Origin of the sequence: Angelakisella massiliensis, from assembly GCF_900104675.1 — a bacterium.
Classification (GTDB): Bacteria; Bacillota; Clostridia; order Oscillospirales; family Ruminococcaceae; genus Angelakisella; species Angelakisella massiliensis.
On the sequence record NZ_LT629944.1, the window covers coordinates 503,567 to 519,092 of the forward strand.

At 58.2% G+C, this 15,526-nt stretch carries 16 protein-coding genes and 2 pseudogenes; 3 read left to right on the forward strand and 15 right to left on the reverse strand.

Annotation, left to right across the window (positions count from 1 at the left end):
* Positions 1-91: 91 nt before the first annotated feature.
* Positions 92-2,062: an oleate hydratase gene (locus BQ5383_RS02880; protein WP_071429926.1), complete on the forward strand. Its 1,971-nt coding sequence runs from the start codon at positions 92-94 to the stop codon at positions 2,060-2,062.
* A gap of 174 nt (positions 2,063-2,236) precedes the next feature.
* Here the strand turns inward: BQ5383_RS02880 and BQ5383_RS20985 are convergent, their stop codons facing one another.
* Positions 2,237-2,380 carry a hypothetical protein gene (locus tag BQ5383_RS20985; protein ID WP_172724577.1) on the reverse strand — a complete coding sequence of 48 codons (144 nt, stop codon included), beginning with the start codon at positions 2,378-2,380 and terminating at the stop codon, positions 2,237-2,239.
* Between the two features lie 101 nt (positions 2,381-2,481).
* Here BQ5383_RS20985 and BQ5383_RS02885 point away from each other — a divergent pair, with 101 nt between their 5' ends.
* The gene (locus BQ5383_RS02885) at positions 2,482-3,783 is read left to right on the forward strand and encodes an ATP-binding protein (protein WP_071429256.1); all 1,302 of its coding nucleotides are present in this window, start codon (positions 2,482-2,484) and stop codon (positions 3,781-3,783) included.
* A gap of 66 nt (positions 3,784-3,849) precedes the next feature.
* On the opposite strand, the gene BQ5383_RS02890 is transcribed toward BQ5383_RS02885, so the two are convergent.
* The 10 genes from BQ5383_RS02890 to BQ5383_RS02940 all read right to left on the reverse strand — a co-directional run bounded on the left by BQ5383_RS02890 (position 3,850) and on the right by BQ5383_RS02940 (position 11,366).
* A complete protein-coding gene (locus tag BQ5383_RS02890; protein WP_071429257.1) occupies positions 3,850-5,430 on the reverse strand; it encodes a tyrosine-type recombinase/integrase in 1,581 nt (526 codons plus the stop codon).
* Positions 5,423-6,631: a tyrosine-type recombinase/integrase gene (locus BQ5383_RS02895; protein WP_071429258.1), complete on the reverse strand. Its 1,209-nt coding sequence runs from the start codon at positions 6,629-6,631 to the stop codon at positions 5,423-5,425. Before BQ5383_RS02895 ends, BQ5383_RS02890 begins: the two co-directional genes overlap by 8 nt.
* A 3-nt stretch (positions 6,632-6,634) precedes the next feature.
* Entirely contained in the window at positions 6,635-6,937 is a 303-nt protein-coding gene (locus BQ5383_RS02900; protein ID WP_071429259.1) for a DUF6809 family protein, read from the reverse strand.
* A 216-nt stretch (positions 6,938-7,153) separates the two neighbouring features.
* The gene (locus BQ5383_RS02905; RefSeq protein ID WP_071429260.1) at positions 7,154-7,489 is read right to left on the reverse strand and encodes a type II toxin-antitoxin system RelE/ParE family toxin; all 336 of its coding nucleotides are present in this window, start codon (positions 7,487-7,489) and stop codon (positions 7,154-7,156) included.
* Positions 7,482-7,736 carry a type II toxin-antitoxin system prevent-host-death family antitoxin gene (locus BQ5383_RS02910; RefSeq protein WP_071429261.1) on the reverse strand — a complete coding sequence of 85 codons (255 nt, stop codon included), beginning with the start codon at positions 7,734-7,736 and terminating at the stop codon, positions 7,482-7,484. Before BQ5383_RS02910 ends, BQ5383_RS02905 begins: the two co-directional genes overlap by 8 nt.
* An 87-nt stretch (positions 7,737-7,823) precedes the next feature.
* Positions 7,824-9,629 carry a MobP3 family relaxase gene (gene mobP3, locus BQ5383_RS02915; protein WP_071429262.1) on the reverse strand — a complete coding sequence of 602 codons (1,806 nt, stop codon included), beginning with the start codon at positions 9,627-9,629 and terminating at the stop codon, positions 7,824-7,826.
* A complete protein-coding gene (locus tag BQ5383_RS02920; protein ID WP_071429928.1) occupies positions 9,629-10,036 on the reverse strand; it encodes a hypothetical protein in 408 nt (135 codons plus the stop codon). Before BQ5383_RS02920 ends, mobP3 begins: the two co-directional genes overlap by 1 nt.
* A gap of 318 nt (positions 10,037-10,354) precedes the next feature.
* A complete protein-coding gene (locus tag BQ5383_RS02930) occupies positions 10,355-10,726 on the reverse strand; it encodes a hypothetical protein (RefSeq protein WP_071429264.1) in 372 nt (123 codons plus the stop codon).
* Positions 10,720-11,160, reverse strand: coding sequence for a helix-turn-helix domain-containing protein (locus BQ5383_RS02935; protein ID WP_071429265.1), 441 nt, complete (start codon positions 11,158-11,160; stop codon positions 10,720-10,722). The genes BQ5383_RS02930 and BQ5383_RS02935 overlap by 7 nt, the downstream gene beginning before the upstream one ends.
* Positions 11,157-11,366: a helix-turn-helix transcriptional regulator gene (locus tag BQ5383_RS02940; protein WP_006877022.1), complete on the reverse strand. Its 210-nt coding sequence runs from the start codon at positions 11,364-11,366 to the stop codon at positions 11,157-11,159. The genes BQ5383_RS02935 and BQ5383_RS02940 overlap by 4 nt, the downstream gene beginning before the upstream one ends.
* Before the next feature lie 504 nt (positions 11,367-11,870).
* Between BQ5383_RS02940 and BQ5383_RS02945 the strand changes: the two genes are divergently transcribed.
* Positions 11,871-12,848, forward strand: a complete 978-nt coding sequence (locus BQ5383_RS02945; RefSeq protein ID WP_071429266.1) for a DUF6076 domain-containing protein — start codon at positions 11,871-11,873, stop codon at positions 12,846-12,848.
* Positions 12,849-12,966: 118 nt separating this feature from the next.
* Here the strand turns inward: BQ5383_RS02945 and BQ5383_RS02950 are convergent, their stop codons facing one another.
* The 4 genes and pseudogenes from BQ5383_RS02950 to BQ5383_RS02965 form a co-directional block, all read right to left on the reverse strand.
* Positions 12,967-13,344 carry a rhodanese-like domain-containing protein gene (locus BQ5383_RS02950; RefSeq protein ID WP_071429267.1) on the reverse strand — a complete coding sequence of 126 codons (378 nt, stop codon included), beginning with the start codon at positions 13,342-13,344 and terminating at the stop codon, positions 12,967-12,969.
* 47 nt (positions 13,345-13,391) lie between these two features.
* Positions 13,392-14,144: pseudogene (locus tag BQ5383_RS02955) on the reverse strand (type I restriction enzyme subunit R domain-containing protein); the annotation flags it as partial.
* Positions 14,069-14,620: a hypothetical protein gene (locus tag BQ5383_RS20560; RefSeq protein WP_071429269.1), complete on the reverse strand. Its 552-nt coding sequence runs from the start codon at positions 14,618-14,620 to the stop codon at positions 14,069-14,071. The pseudogene BQ5383_RS02955 and the gene BQ5383_RS20560, both read right to left, overlap by 76 nt.
* Positions 14,617-15,492, reverse strand: a pseudogene (locus tag BQ5383_RS02965) (type I restriction-modification system subunit M); the annotation flags it as partial. The pseudogene BQ5383_RS02965 and the gene BQ5383_RS20560, both read right to left, overlap by 4 nt.
* Between the last annotated feature and the right edge of the window lie 34 nt (positions 15,493-15,526).

Here is a 15,526-nt window from a genome sequence, read left to right on the forward strand (position 1 = left end):
AAATGGAAGAATGGCTCCCCAGGGGGTAAGATCATGCCATCAAATGAATCCGGCCCGCAGAAGCGGCAGGATCGGAAAGGCGGTATCTGACATGGATAAGAAATTGGGAGCACTGACTGCAGCGGCGGCTGTAGCTGGAGCGGGCGCGGCGGTAGTCCTGGCAAAGAAGGGGGCGGGCGGCCAAAAGGCGGTGGAGAAGTCCGGGCCTGAAACCTGCGCTTCGGCCTCCTATCGGAATACGGAGCTGGGGAAACATGAGAAAAACCGCAAGGGCATCTATTATACCAACGGCAACTATGAGGCCTTTGCCCGGCCGGAGAAGCCGGAGGGCGTGGAGAACAAGAGCGCCTACATTGTGGGCAGCGGCCTGGCGGCCCTGGCGGCGGCCTGCTTCCTGGTGCGGGACGGGCAGATGCCCGGGGACCACATCCACATCCTGGAGGCCATGGACGTGGCCGGCGGTGCCTGCGACGGCATCTTCGACCCCAGCCGGGGCTATGTGATGCGGGGCGGCCGGGAGATGGAGGACCACTTTGAGTGCCTGTGGGACCTGTTCCGCTCCATCCCCTCTTTGGAGAAGCCGGGGGCCTCGGTGTTGGATGAGTTCTACTGGCTCAACAAGCACGACCCCAACTACTCCCTGTGCCGGGCAACGGTGGACCGGGGCCGGGACGCCCGCACCGACGGGAAGTTCAACCTGAGCCAGAAGGGCTGCATGGAGATCATGAAGCTCTTCATGACCCCGGACGAGGACCTGTACGACAAGACCATCGAGGACGTCTTTGACGACGAGGTGTTCTCCTCCACCTTCTGGCTGTACTGGCGGACCATGTTCGCCTTTGAGAACTGGCACAGCGCCCTGGAGATGAAGCTCTACTTCCAGCGCTTCATTCACCACATCGCGGGACTCCCCGACTTCAGCGCCTTGAAATTTACCCGGTACAACCAGTACGAGTCCCTGATTCTGCCCATGCAGAAGTACCTGGAGGAGGCCGGGGTGGACTTCCGCTTCGGCACCGAGGTCACCAACGTGATCTTCGACATCCGGGACGGCAGAAAAACGGCCACCGCCATCGAGTGCCGGGTCAACGGCGCGGAGCAGGGCATTGTCCTCACGGAGAACGACCTGGTGTTCGTCACCAACGGCTCCTGCACCGAGGGGACCATCTACGGCGACCAGGACCACGCCCCCAACGGGGACGCGGAGGTGCGCACCAGCGGCTGCTGGAGTCTGTGGAAGAACATCGCCAAGCAGGACCCCGCCTTTGGACGGCCGGAGAAGTTCTGCTCCGACATCTCCAAGACCAACTGGGAGTCGGCTACCATCACCACTTTGGACGACAAGATCCTCCCCTATATCACCAACATCTGCAAGCGGGACCCCCGCACCGGGAAGGTGGTCACCGGAGGCATCGTCAGCTGTCAGGACTCCAAGTGGCTGCTGAGCTGGACCATCAACCGCCAGGGGCAGTTCAAGGAGCAGGAGCCGGAGAAGGTGTGCGTCTGGGTGTACGGCCTCTTTACCGACGTGCCCGGCGACTATGTGAAAAAGCCCATGAAGGACTGCACCGGGAAGGAGATCACCCAGGAGTGGCTCTACCACATCGGCGTGCCGGTGGAGCAGATCCCGGACCTGGCCGCCCACAGCGCCGTGTGCGTGCCCACCATGATGCCCTACATCACCGCCTTCTTTATGCCCCGGACCAGGGGAGACCGGCCCGATGTGATCCCCGACGGCTGCGTGAACTTCGCCTTCCTGGGCCAGTTCACCGACACCCCCCGGGACACCGTATTCACCACTGAGTACTCCGTGCGCACTGCTATGGAGGCCGTCTACGGCCTGCTGGGGGTGGACCGGGGGGTGCCCGAGGTGTGGGGCAGCGTGTACGACATCCGGGAGCTGCTGCACAGCACCGTCTGCCTGATGGACGGCAGGTCTCCGCTGGAGGTTTCGCTGCCCGGCCCCCTGGAGCTGCTGAAAAAGCCCCTGCTGAAGGCCATCCGGGGGACCGTCATCGAAAAGGTCCTGCGGGATCAGGACGTGCTCCGGGACGGCATGTGACCGTTGGGTTCTGCCATTCTGCGTCCTGAAAACCGAGGAGACGACCGTTACCCAGAATACTTTCATCCCTAACCGGGGCCTCCTTCTCAAAGATTATCGCCCGTCATGAGATTGAAAACATTGATATAATGACAAATGAAAGAGGATCGTATCGAGTTATGATACGATCCTCCTCTATTTCAGATTCCCCACCCCCAGTATCCCCCGCATCATCTCATACCACTTGGCCGCTGTGTGCCTTGTCACCCCGGCGCCTCGGGCGATGGCCCGGAAGCTGGTCACGTCGGGGTGGAACTTCATGTACGTCCCAAATTGCAAACCTCCGCACAAATCACTTGCCACAGCGCGCAAGCAGTTGTATAATTTTCATTGAAAAGTAGTATGATAAATCTGTAAAGTTTTCAGTGAGGTGTGGCGCTATGGAGATCAAACGGGACCGCTATCTGAACAAGCTCATATCCTTCATGTGGGATGGACAGGTGAAGGTCATCACCGGCATCCGCCGCTGCGGAAAGTCCTACCTCCTCCGCAATCTGTTCCGCACTTATCTGTTGGGGGAGGGCGTTCCGGCAGATCACATTCTCTCCTTTGAGTTGGATCTGACCCGTGATATTCGGTACCGGAACCCGCTGGAGCTTGCAAATCGTGTCCGGGAGATCGTTGAAAACCAGAGGGAGCAATTCTATCTTTTCGTAGACGAGATCCAGATGTCGGACGAAGTACCGAATCCCTATAACCCGGACGGGAAGAAGATCACCTTCTACGATGCGCTCAACGATTTGAAGTCCCTGTCCAATCTGGACATCTATGTGACCGGAAGCAACTCCCGGATGCTGTCCTCAGACATCCTCACCGAGTTCCGGGGGCGCAGCGACGAGATTCGGGTGCATCCGCTCAGCTTTGCGGAGTACTACTCCGCCGTGGGCGGGGACAAGGAGGACGCATTTGAAAATTACGCCTTCTACGGCGGGATGCCGCTGATCCTGTCCCGCCCCACTGACGCGGCGAAAATGCAGTACCTGCGTTCTCTCTTCTCCGAAGTTTATTTGAAGGACATTGTGGAGCGCAAGAAGGTCAAACGGGAGGATGTGCTTTCGGATATTCTGGACCTGCTCTGCTCCTCAGTGGGATCGCTGACAAACCCCACCAGGGTGGCGGATACCATCAACTCCAAGCAGAAACGGAGCGGCGAGAATACGGTTTCCCCCAACACTGTGAAAGCGTATATGGATCACTTGGCGGACGCGTTCCTTTTTACTGAGTGCAAGCGCTGGGATGTCAAGGGGAAAAACTATTTCGATTACCCTAACAAATATTACTGTGAGGACATCGGCCTGAGGAATGCCCGCATCGGCTTCCGCCAGCAGGAGATGACCCACATCATGGAGAACATCCTTTTCAATGAGCTGATGGTGCGGGAGTGCGCGGTGGACATTGGGATCGTGTACAGCAATGAGCGAAACGCCAAAGGAAAACTGACCCCGGTAGCACGGGAGATCGACTTCATTGCTGCTTCCGGCGGAAAAAAGACTTATATCCAGTCCGCCTACGCTCTTGGGACGGAGGAAAAGTCTGTCACGGAAAACAAACCGCTCTCCCTGACGGGGGACTCTTTTCCGAAGATCATCGTCCGGCACGACATCCGGAAACGTTGGTACGATGACAACGGCGTTCTGAATATTGGAGTCTTGGACTTCCTGCTGGACGATACATTGGTCTGAGCAACGGATCATCTGGATCACAGGAAGAGGCTGGTATCAAAGTGTGATACCAGCCTCTTCCACATTTTACGCCGCCCGCCCCAGCATCCCCCGCATTATCTCATACCACTTGGCCACCGTATGCCTTGTCACCCCGGCGCCCCGGGCGATGGCCCGGTAGCTGGTCACGTCGGGGTGGAACTTCATGTACGTCCAGATCTTCTTCTGAGTTTTGGTCAACTTATCCGGCGGGGTGACGCCCCGTGCCTGGTCCCGCAGGGCCTGCCGCTCCGCGTTCATCTGCTGAATCAGCACCTTCAGTTTCGCCTCGCACTCCTCCCGAGTGTGGGCGTAGACGCATTTGGAGTGTTTGGTGCCGTCCGGCCAGGTGGGGGAGTAACGGCCCTCAAACAGGTGGTCATTGATCTGGGTGATACACCCGGTGCCGGGCTTTCGCTTTCGTCCCAGCACTGGCTGGAAGTTCGCGGTTGGGTCCTGCGCTGCCTGCTCAGGGCTCTCCAACACCTCGTTGCCCAGCCCCCGGTCGATCTTGGCCGCCGCCTCGGTCTGCATATCCCCTGTGACGTGGGTGTAGATGTCCAGGGTGGTTGCCGCCGACACATGGCCCAGCATGGCGGAGAGGGTCTTCACATCCATGCCGCTCTCCAGGGACAGGGTGGCAAAGGTGTGGCGTAAATCGTGGAATCTAATCCTCTTACACCCGGCCCGCTCCAAAATGATCTGGAGCCGCCGGCGCACCGCTCCCGGCGTCATGGGCACGTCCTCCTTGACCGGCGAGGGAAACATCCACCGGGAGTCCACCGTCTCCCGGTATTGCCGCAGCACCTCCACCACGCCGGGCGGCAGGACCAGCCTGCGGATGGACGCCTTGGTTTTGGGGACGCTCACCTGGAGCTGTCCCTTCACCTCGTAGACCTGCTTGTTCACGGTCAGGGCCCCGGTCTTGAAATCCAGATCGTCCCACTGGAGAGCCAGTAGCTCTCCTCGGCGCAGGCCGGTGCATAAGTCCAGAAGAAACAGTTCGAAATAACCTTCTGCCTGTGCCTGGATGAGGAACCGCTGGAGCTCTTCCCGGCCCAGCACCTGCATTTCCCTGCCCCGCTTGGGCGGCAGCTTGCAGCCCACCGCCGGGTTGGTGCGGATCAGTTCCTCCTGCACCGCCTTCTCCAGCGCGGACCGGCAGGCGGCGTGGAGGCCGCGTACCATGGAGTCGGAGAGGCCCTTGCCGAACTGCTCCGTGCGGATGAGCCGCCCGCCCGTTTTCATCCGGGCATAGAACTGCTGGAGGTCCTTCTGGGCCAGCTGGTTCAGGGGGATCTTCCCCAGCTCCGGGATGATGTGCTGATAGATCTTCGCCTCGTAGTTGGCCTGGGTGGTGGGGCGGATCTGGGGCTTCACATAGTTCTGATACCAGAAGTCCAGCCACTCCCCGAAGGGCATCTCCGGCCGAATTTTCTCCGTCTTAGGGCCGGTCACCGTCTCCCGGAGCTGTTTCAGCTTTTCCTGGCACTCCCGTTTCGTTTTGGACAGGACGTTTTTCGTCTTGGGAAGGCCCTTCTCGTCGTAGCCGATGACCACCCGGCCCTCCCAGCGGCCATCTTTCCGCTGGCGGACGGAGCCCTCGCCCTTTTTCCGCCGCTTAGCCATGGCGTGCACCTCCCTCCGGCCTGCCTCTCTGCCACGGTTTCAGGTCTTCCCCCAGGAGATCTTCCAGAAAGCCGCCCACGATGTGGCTGGCCTCCTGCTGCATGTCCGGCGTCACATGGGTGTAGGTGTCCAGGGTGAAGCTGGCGTTGGTGTGGCCCAGAATGCCGGACAGGGTCTTGGCGTCCACGCCGCTGGTGAGGGCATGGGTGGCAAAGGTATGCCTTAAATCGTGGAATCGGATCGCAGGCAGCCCCGCCTCTCTCAAAATTCGTTTCATCCAGTAGTAGGCGGCGCTGGGGCGCACCGGTTTCTCCGGAGCCAGAGGTTCCGGGAAGATCCACTGGCTGACGGTGTGCTGTTTCCGCTCCCGCAGACGCTGGACGGTGCTGGGCGGCAGGCGGATGGTCCGCCGGCCCTGGCTGGTCTTTGTCTCACCGATCTCCAGCTCTCCGGCCTTGGGGACATTCACGGACCGAAGAATCTTCAGCGTCCCGGCCTTCTCATCGAAGTCCTGCCACATGAGGCCGCAGATCTCGCCCCGGCGCAGGCCGGTGGTCAGCTCCGTGTAGAAGAAATCCCGCCAGATCTCGTTGCGCTCCACTGCAGCCAGAAATGTCTCCATCTGCTCCTTCGTGAGGATCTGCTTGGGACGATGGTTGGCCTTGGGCACCGCAGCTCCATCGGTGGGGTTCCGGGCGATCACATGGGCCGCCTCCGCGTCCTTCAGGCACCGGTGGAGCATGGCGTGGATGCGGAGCACCATGGTGTCCGACAGCTCATGCCCGTGTTCCGGGCGCTCGCGGACGCGGCCCTCGTGTTTCAGTGTTCGGTACAGCTTCTGGATGTCAATGCGGGTCACCCGGGAGACGATCTTGTTTCCCAGGTAGGGCTTGATGTAGCACCGGATGAACTGCTCGTAGCTGCGCAGGGTGTTGGGCCGCAGGGTGGCCGCGCCGTAGTCCTCCATCCACCGGTCCAGCCACTCTCCCAGAGTCATGCGGCTGTCCTCGGTGAGCTCCACGTCCTGAAAGGCATCCAGATCCCGGTGGAGCTTGTCCAGCAGTTCCTTCTGGGTCTTTGCCAGGACATACCGGAAGATGGGCTCGCCGTTTTGCTTGTGGCCCACCACGATGCGGCCCTCCCAGCGGCCGTCCTCCCGCTTTCGGACCATGCCGTCGCCGGACGGCCTGCGTTTTGCCATAGGCTATCCCTCCTTATTTGGGTCGAGCAGACTGCCGTCGTCCTCATCCAGGGCCTCCAGGATCATGCGGACTCCCAGACGGAACCCCAGGACGAAGTTCTCCAGGGCCATGGTGCTGCCGATCTCGTTCTCCGCATTGATGAGCCGGAGCAGCAGCGTTTTTTCTTTGTCCTCCAGCAGGGCGGTGAGTTTCTCCTCGCACTCCGCCGACTGCTCCATGGCCTTTTTCAGGGCAGTCCCCGATTTGACGATCTGATCGTTGGGGGTGATGTTTCCAAAGTACAGATTTTCCAGTGTGTCTCTCATGTGTGCCGCCTCCTTTGTCAGCAACACACAATACCCGAACTTCCTTCCAATAGCTACCCCCAACTGCAACTATTTTCAGAAAGTTATCATCTGCGGGCAGGATTTTATCTTTGTATTACGGTCCAGATTTTGATATGCCTGCCATAGAAAAAACCGCCTGCATCTCTGCAGACGGTTCCGGTGACAAATCGTTTCTCCCTATGGAGAAGATTGTCTCTATTCGTTTGTTTCGTCGTCCTGCACATCTCCAAAGAGGATGCGAAGATAATCCCGGCGGCCGTAGAGCACACGATCCACATAGACATCGTTGTCAAGAACTCGGTAAAAAGTGAGGTAACTGCCGGTCACCAGGAAACGATAGTCACTCTCGACATCGGCAATCGAGGACAGGGACGCACCAATCAGACTGTGCTCCCGCAATCTGCGGATGTCCTTTGTGATGTTCCGTACCGTGGAGATCGCCGCGCTGGGATTTTCCAAATTCTTTGCGATATAGGACTTGATCCCGGCCAAATCAGCCTGCGCCTCGTCGGATAAATGCAGGTTATTCATCTGCGATTCCGAGATGTTTTTCTACGGCCTCCAGCGTCAACCAGCCCTTTTCCTCCCCGGACTTGCGGCCCTTGGCCAGCTCGTTCATCAGTCGGAGGGTGGCCTGTGTCCGCTCATAGTCCTGCATGTCCACGATGGCGTAGCGGCCCCGGCCATTCTTCGTCAGAAAAACCGGTGCGCCCACTGCCACGTCACGCAGGACCTCCGTGTAATTACGCAGATCGGAGATGGGTTTGATGTTCGGCATGGTATTCAGCCCCTTTCTTGCCCTTAGTATACCTCGATCTGCTGTAAAATTCAACGGCATTTTTTACTGCGGTTTCGTTGGTGATTGCTACCACCCCATGGTCATGCCGCCCATATCCTGCCGGGGAGCTTCTTCATGGTCATCCGGCTTGTGACCCATGGCGATCTTCTTTTTCTGGATTTTCCGCCGCAGCTTTCGGTCCACCCGCTGTCCCACCGGGGCGGCGGGCGGCACCGAGTTGTCACGAAAGATCTGACTCAGATGGTGGAGCAGTCGGGTGGCCGCCAGGAACACATTGGGCCTGCGCACCTGATCGAAGTGCTCCAGAAAGAAGTCGGCGTACTCATTTCCCTGTTCCGCCGATTCATAGAAATACGCCCAGGCCCGCTCCCGGTCCTGTTTGACATTCTGTCCGGTGAGGTACAGCTTTCCAAGAGCGTACTGGGCGTACTGGTTTCCGTGTTCGGCGGAGTCGGTGAGATAGGCCACCGCCTTTCGCACGTCTTTCGGGACATCTTTCCCCTCCAGATACAGCTTTCCCAGGCGGTAGGCGGCGCAGGTGTTCTCCTGCGCCGCCGCTTTTTCATACCAGGATACCGCCTCGTCCATTCGGTTCTGACTTTGCAGAAGTTTTCCCAGCGCGTACTGAGCGAAGTCATATCCCGCATCAGCTGCCCGCCGGAACCACAGTTCTGCCCGCTCGTCATCGGGGAGAACACCCTGCCCGTCCCGCCAGCACTTGCCCAGCTGGTAGGCGGCCAGAGAGAAACCTCTCTGCCAGAGCTGTTCCAGCACCCGCACCTGTTCCACTTTTTCACTCTCCGGGTTTTCGTACTCCTCCAGCACCTCCTTGGCACTCTGGTAGGCCTCGGTCATCTGCCAGTCGGAGTCCCAGGCGAAGTACACCGCATCCTGGTCCTCATCCACCTCGTCTCTCATGCGGGCGTCCTCGAAGGTAACCGTGCCCAGCCGGAGCCGCTCCGCCTCCCCGATGACCATGTTCTGGATGGCTTTGAACTCCTTCTGCTGTGAGAGAGGCAGGTGTTCTCTGGGGGAGTCTTTGTAGTAACGCTCCAGCTCGTCCCGAAGCCGGTTCCACTGTTCATAGCACTCTGCCACCTCTGGAACCTTGGCCAGTTCGTCCACGATGGCGTCCACCTGCGCCTTTGCCGGCTTTTTCAGGTAGCCGTAGACCTTTTTGCCCTTGTGGTTCTCCAGCATCCCGGCCAGCGTCTCCATCTGCTCCATGATGACGGGGCTGTGGCACAGACCTGTCTCCATCTCCCGGATGAGCCGCCCCATGGCCTCCGTCGCCGCGTCCCGCACTTGGCCGTAGGACAGATCTTTCTGCTGATACAGGGACAGCAGCTCGTCCCGGAAGATCTCATTGGACAGCTGGGAGCGCATCTTCTCGATACCCTTTTCTGTTAGAAATCCTTGCTTTGGGTCCGCCGACCAGACTATCATGTGGATGTGAGGGTGGTGCTTTTCGTCGTGGAATGCGGCCCGCCATCGGAAATTGTTCGGGGAAATTTTCATGGCCTGAGCCAGTTCCGTCTGATGGGCCAGCAGGAGTTTCCGCCAGCTCTCGCTGTTCTCGTAGCCCAGCCGGTGGGCATCTTCCCGTTTTAGGGAGTAGACGAAGGTCCACACCGGCCCGGTATGCCCGTTGATCTCCTCCATGGTGTTCTCCAGATCGGCGGGACCGTCAGCGGAGAACAGGCCGTGGGAGCGTGAACGCTGGGCCATATATTCCAGGTATCTGCCGCCGTCATGGGAGGGGGACGGAGCTTCAATCAGCTCCACCCCCTCCCGGATGGCGATGTACTCGGCGTAGTGTCCGCCGCCGTTTCCCGGCTTGATGTAGCCCGACTTCTGGATCAACCCCGGCATCACTCAGCCTCCTGTTGATAGCGGACAGCGTCCTCGAAACTGATTTCACCGTTGGTTTCCTTCACCTCTTTGACGCACCGGACCCGGGCTTTTCGTAGCTGATCCGGGTCGATCTCTATGTCGGCAGCCAGGATATTCCCCATGAGGTTTTGATCCACCGACAGCTTGAACAGCAGGTGTCCCATCCGTTTACCGAATGCATTCAGCTTGCCTTCCAGCACATCGGACAGGACGCGGGGCAGGTAAGCATCGGCAGATTCCGCATCCAGATAGCCGGAGTAGAAACGAATGGCCTTTTCGATAAATTCATTTCTGGTGGAGCAGTTATCTCGCCTGTAGCGCGATTCCACCTCGGTCCAGGCGGATTCACTGAGCCAGACGGAATGTTTCTTGTTTTCCTTTTTCAAATTCAAAATCCTCTCTTTATTGCATTAGCGCCGCCCGAAAGCCTGTCACAGCGGGGATTCAGGCGGCTTTTGAGAAAAAACAGCGCCAATCTCAAATCGGGTTGGTCAGAACAGCGCCAACTCCAACTCCTGAAACCGCCCGCACTGCGGGCGGAAGTGACCGCCCAGGCGCAACAAAAGCGCCAGGGCTTTCTCCTGCTCCTCGTCGTACCTCGTAGCCCCTATCCCGAAGCGCCCCTGAAATCGGGCCAAATCCGCCCTGAAAGCCCCAGGTGGGGCAGGGACTCTGCCCTGCCCCCAAAGAGGGCACACAGCCCCTCACAGGCCGTTACACGGGGAGAGTTGCTTGCTGCAGGGAACGGCGTGCTGCGGCAGAAAGATCCGGCAGTATTCCTCCGGGCCGGACACCCGATGCCGGCGCATCATCTCGCCGCACTGAAACATCTGGAACACCGCATTTCGATAGCAGGCCTTGATCTCCTCACGGCACTCTCTCGCAAAGTTCCTCTGTTCATCTGTCAGATTCCCGCGGTTCTCATCGCAGAGGAACAGGGCCACCCCGTCTTCGTCGATAGACTCCTCATGCGTACGGTTCCACTGGTTGACAATGTACCGCCGCACGTCTATGGCGCGCCGTGCTGACAGAGACGGATCCTGCTCAATCAGGCAGTCGATCATCTGCATCAGCATCCGGATGCACACTCCTTTCTCTCCAGCGCCGCCATGCGCTGTTCCGCTCTCTGTCGTTCCAGAGCCAGGTCAGCTGCGTGGAGCTGCCGCTCATAGAACTGTTCGATGGACATCTGGATGGGCAGGATGTAGTAACGCAGACAGCCGTTGAGGGTGCGGCCGTCCCGGGTGGTGACGGTGGTGCGCTCCGTCCGGATCAGCCCCCGGTCCTCCAGCTCGGTCACATACTTGCGCACTGTGTTGACGCTCATCCCCACCGCCTCTCCGATGGTCCGGTAGCTGGCCACGCACTGGTAGGTCCTCCGGTCCTCCCGGTGGAGGAGAAACCCGTAGACTGCGATCGCCCCGGCGGACAGTCCCAGGGAGAAGATCTCGTTGGGGAGGGGGAAGTAGTTCTTGATAGGATCCCGCTTGGGCCAGTGCTGTTTTCTCATTTGGCACCTCCCGACTGTCCCTCCGCCCACTGGATGAACTTCTCTTTCGGAACTACCATACGGCTCCCCACCCGCAGTGTGGGGAAACCGGGATCGTTGAGCAGCTCGTAGGCGGTGGAGATGGACACGCCCAGTACCTGCGCCACCATCTTGGCATTGAGGAACAGGGGCAGGTCGTCGTAGGATTTGTAGACAGACAGTTTCAATGTTTAGTACCTCCGGTGTTTCAAATTCAGAGAAAAATTTCTTGCGTTTCGGAGGTCTCTCTGTTAAACTGGAACACAGATCAGGCTGTGTTTTCCGAAACGCAGCAGGCCGCTGAACTGTTGCAGCAGTTCGGCGGCTTTTTTTGCAGGAGCTGTCTTTTTAGATCTGTCTGGCCATGCACCATACCCGTTCCTGCCCTGCGGCCTTGTTTGACCAACACAGCGTTTTCTTCCCCTTGGTACGCTCAATTGTCGGTGCTCTGCGACAACGTCCTGGCGTTACTTCTCCGGGGAGTATCGTCTCTGGTGATGGGTATTCGGTTTTCAAGGTGCCGTTCCGAATGTTTGGGATCAGTTTCCCGTTGACAATCGGATTTTTCGGTGTTAGACTATTGTAAGATTATTTTGACAGTTCCTTTGCAACTGTATCGTAACATGATTTCCAGTCGCTGTCAAGACTATCTTAAAACTAATTTATAATTGTCTATTTCGGAGGGCGCCGACATGTGGTATGCCAAGATGTACTTCTCTGAGAAAAAAGAGGTTTTCCAATTTGATAGCCACGGGGTTCAGGGCGTTCCCTCGACCTACGAGGAATTCCCGTTCCTGGAGAGCCTGCTGTCTTTTCTGGAGGCGGACTGTAAGGAGTTGGAGCCCCTGCTGCGGCGGGCTTATGAGAATTGGTCCCTTCTGATCGACAGGGATGATAGAGATGCTGGGGTCCGTACCTTGATGGATCTGGGTGACCTTGGGAGCCGGCACATCTACCTGCATCTTCTGTATGTGCGCTGGTTTGAGCGGTTTGGGCGCATGGGGATCACCCAGGACCGGGGGAGCAGGGAGGATCAGCAGATGCTGGAGGAGCTACAGGGCCTTCCGGAACAGCTCCCGCTTTATCAGCAGCAGGTACAGCGCTTCTTTGATCTCGTTCTGGATGTGGACAAGGCAGGGCGGGATCCCCAACAGCAGGCGTCGGCCCACTATCTCTACGATGCCCCCAAGGATCCGTCTCTGTTCTCCTTCCGGCCCATCCCCCTCAGCTTTGAGCCGGTAGAACCGGGCCGGTGCTCGCCGGTCTTGTATCCCCTCCACATTTCGGACATGATCGACTACTCCCTGCGCAGCTGCGTGGAGCGCGGGATCACCGTCCGGCGGTGTAAGAACTGCGGACGCTGGTTCCCCCAGACCGGCCGGGTCAGTGCGGAGTACTGCGAGCGCCCGGTGGCCTCCGGCCAGCAGACCTGCCGGGAGGCCGGGGCCTTCCAGCAGTGGACCAAGAAGCAGTCCGACGATCCGGTGTTCAAGGCCTACCGCAAGGAGTACAAAAAGCGCTTTGCCTGGATCAAGGCCGGCCGCATCACCGACGAGCAGTTCTACGCCTGGAGCGAACAGGCCAGAGAGATGAAAAAGAAATGCGACCGGGAGGTCATCACCCTGGAGGAGTTCCAGGATTGGCTGAAGAACGCAAAGGTGCCGCTCTGATAGCGGCCTGTTTCAAAACGGAGAAAGGGACTGGCCGGAGGCCAGTCCCTTGTATTCTTTGACTCGGCGATGCAGTTTTTGATGGGGTCATATGTGCTTAGACTCTCTATTTCCGAGTCTATGACTCCGTCTCATAGGGCCAGGTGCTGATGCCGCCGAATTCGTAGATGTTGGTGTAGCCCAGTTCTGCCAGAGCAGAGGATGCCGTCTTGCTGCGGTTCCCACTGCGGCAGTAGACCAGAACGGTGGAATCCTTTTCGGGGATCACCTCGGTGGCGGTGTCTTCGTCGATGCTTCCCACTGGCAACAACACTGCGCCGGGGATGTGGCCGCTGTCGTACTCGTCCTGCTCCCGCACATCCAGGATGATGACTTCCTGGGTGTCCATCATCTCTTTGGCCTCCTCCTGGGTGATCTGCTGGTAGCCATCCGCGGAGTTTCCGCCGCACCCAGTCAACAGCAGAAGAGATAAGAGTATAGGCAGGATTCGTTTCATCTGAGTTTCTCCAGAAGTCCGGCGGCAAAGGTTCTGTGCCCCTGCTCTGTGAAGTGTACGCCATCATAGTCCCGGATAGCGGCGTCCAGAAAGTCCCGGCTGTTCTGATCCAGGGCGCTGGTGTCTTCGCTGTTCTCCTCGTCCAGAATGCCGTCCGCTTCCTCCTCGTTGGCCCCGTAGCTGTAGATCGTCGCCACCCGCAGTTTCTTTGTGGGGTCGGCTGCCATCTGCTTTTTGAACTCCTGATAGTAGAGCTTGGCCATGTCCACCGAGGCCACCGCGAAGATGGAGTTGAAGCCGCTGATCCTCTGCTTCTGCTTGATCTCCTCTACCGCGCCGTTTTTACCGGAGGCCACCTCCGCGATGTTGGTGAGGGTATTGAACAGATAGGTCTTGTCCCCTCTGTAGGTCTTCTGGTCGAAATGCTCCAGGATGTACCGGGTCACCAGCTCGATGCGCTCCGGCGCCATGAAGGCCTTTTCCCGGTCGATGTCCCAGACCGCCTTGTCGTCAATGTCCGGCTCGGCGTCCATAGTCTGGATGTAGTCCACCCGGAAGGGCAGCACATTCTTGTCGTTGATGGCGTCCACGATGGTGTACGTGTGGAGCTGGTCGCCGAAAGTCTGGGCGGTGGTGAAGAACTGCGCCCCGCCGGCGGCCCTGGCGTTGGCCGCAAAAATGGGGGTGCCGGTGAAGCCAAACAGATGGTATTTCTTGAAATTCTTTACGATGGCCGTGTGCATATCTCCGAATTGACTGCGGTGGCACTCGTCAAAGATGATGACCACATGCTTTTGATAAAAAGCGGCCCCTGATACTCCACCAGGAAAATACCGACATCACGGCAACCGATATACTTTTGAAGTGAATTAATATGATGCTGCCAGTTTTTTCGAAACGATGCTTCATACATCTCATAACTGTATGGCGGCGCTTCCATTTCACAAATTTCACGAGTCAGGCTATTTGCGGGCGGGGCATCGTTCAACTCGCGGCCCATTCTTTGGAATCGCTGTTCCGCCTCTTTACAAAACTGTGCTTGTCTCTGTCTATGTTCCGCACCTTTCCTTGTTTCTCTCGACGCGGTGATTTGAAAGTGCTCAATAAAACCGTTTTCAAACAAAAAGTCCGGAAAGTTGCTCTGTGCGGGATTGGGCCTTGCACTTTTCAAAATACGAATAATCTTTTGCGGGTCACTGCAAAAGTAATGCACCGAATTTCTGTCCAAATTTTGCTTTACCCTTGTGAGGCAGTTGGTTTCCTGCTCACCTCTCATGCTTCGATCTCTCCAATGATCTTGTCAATCTCCGCCCGCAGCACCTGCTCCCGGGCCACGATCTTCTCAATCTCGGCATTCAGCGCGGTGATGTCGATGACCTCCCGGGTGTCCTCCTGCTCCACATAGGTGGAGACGGACAGGTTGTACTCCTGCTCCCGGATCTCCTCATAGGCAGCCAGATGGGAGAAGTGGGCGACCTCGGCGTGGCCGGCGAAGGTGTCCACGATGCGGTCGATGTTCTCCGGCGTCAGCTTATTGTTGTTGGTCACCTTGACGCACTCGCCGGAGGCGTCGATGAACAAGGTCTTGCTATCCGCCTTGTTCTTTTTCAGCACCATGATGCAGGTGGCGATGCTGGTGCCGAAGAACAGGTTGCTGGGCAGTTGGATCACGCAGTCGATGAAGTTGTTGTCGATCAGGTACTGGCGGATCTTCTTCTCCGTACCGCCCCGGTACAGGATGCCGGGGAAGCAGACGATGGCGGCGGTGCCGTTGGACGCCAGCCAGCTGAGGCTGTGCATGATAAAGGCCAGATCTGCCTTGCTCTTGGGGGCCAGCACCCCGGCGGGGGCAAAGCGGGGATCGTTGATCAGCAGGGGGTTGTCGTCCCCAGCCCACTTGATGGAGTAGGGGGGATTGGAGACGATCAGCTCAAAAGGCTCATCATCCCAGTGCTGGGGGTTGGTCAGGGTATCCTCACAAGCAATATCAAACTTGTCAAAGCCGATGTCGTGGAGGAACATGTTGATACGGCACAGGTTGTAGGTGGTGATATTGATCTCCTGGCCGTAGAAGCCGTTGCGGACAGCGTCACGGCCCAGCACCTTCACAGCCTTCAGCAACAGAGAGCCGGAGCCGCAGGCGGGGTCTATAAAGACGTAATCTTTGATACAAGCCCGGTCG

Excerpts from the sequence above, each read along its gene's own strand:
- BQ5383_RS02900 (WP_071429259.1), bottom strand. The coding sequence starts at position 6,937 with ATGAGAGACACACTGGAAAATCTGTACTTTGGAAACATCACCCCCAAC.
- mobP3 (WP_071429262.1), bottom strand. The coding sequence starts at position 9,629 with ATGCCGGGGTTGATCCAGAAGTCGGGCTACATCAAGCCGGGAAACGGC.
- BQ5383_RS20560 (WP_071429269.1), bottom strand. The coding sequence starts at position 14,620 with ATGAGAGGTGAGCAGGAAACCAACTGCCTCACAAGGGTAAAGCAAAAT.
- BQ5383_RS02950 (WP_071429267.1), bottom strand. The coding sequence starts at position 13,344 with ATGAAACGAATCCTGCCTATACTCTTATCTCTTCTGCTGTTGACTGGG.
- BQ5383_RS02930 (WP_071429264.1), bottom strand. The coding sequence starts at position 10,726 with ATGCTGATGCAGATGATCGACTGCCTGATTGAGCAGGATCCGTCTCTG.
- BQ5383_RS02910 (WP_071429261.1), bottom strand. The coding sequence starts at position 7,736 with ATGCCGAACATCAAACCCATCTCCGATCTGCGTAATTACACGGAGGTC.
- BQ5383_RS02895 (WP_071429258.1), bottom strand. The coding sequence starts at position 6,631 with ATGGCAAAACGCAGGCCGTCCGGCGACGGCATGGTCCGAAAGCGGGAG.
- BQ5383_RS02890 (WP_071429257.1), bottom strand. The coding sequence starts at position 5,430 with ATGGCTAAGCGGCGGAAAAAGGGCGAGGGCTCCGTCCGCCAGCGGAAA.
- BQ5383_RS02880 (WP_071429926.1), top strand. The coding sequence starts at position 92 with ATGGATAAGAAATTGGGAGCACTGACTGCAGCGGCGGCTGTAGCTGGA.
- BQ5383_RS02935 (WP_071429265.1), bottom strand. The coding sequence starts at position 11,160 with ATGAGAAAACAGCACTGGCCCAAGCGGGATCCTATCAAGAACTACTTC.
- BQ5383_RS02885 (WP_071429256.1), top strand. The coding sequence starts at position 2,482 with ATGGAGATCAAACGGGACCGCTATCTGAACAAGCTCATATCCTTCATG.
- BQ5383_RS02905 (WP_071429260.1), bottom strand. The coding sequence starts at position 7,489 with ATGAATAACCTGCATTTATCCGACGAGGCGCAGGCTGATTTGGCCGGG.
- BQ5383_RS02945 (WP_071429266.1), top strand. The coding sequence starts at position 11,871 with ATGTGGTATGCCAAGATGTACTTCTCTGAGAAAAAAGAGGTTTTCCAA.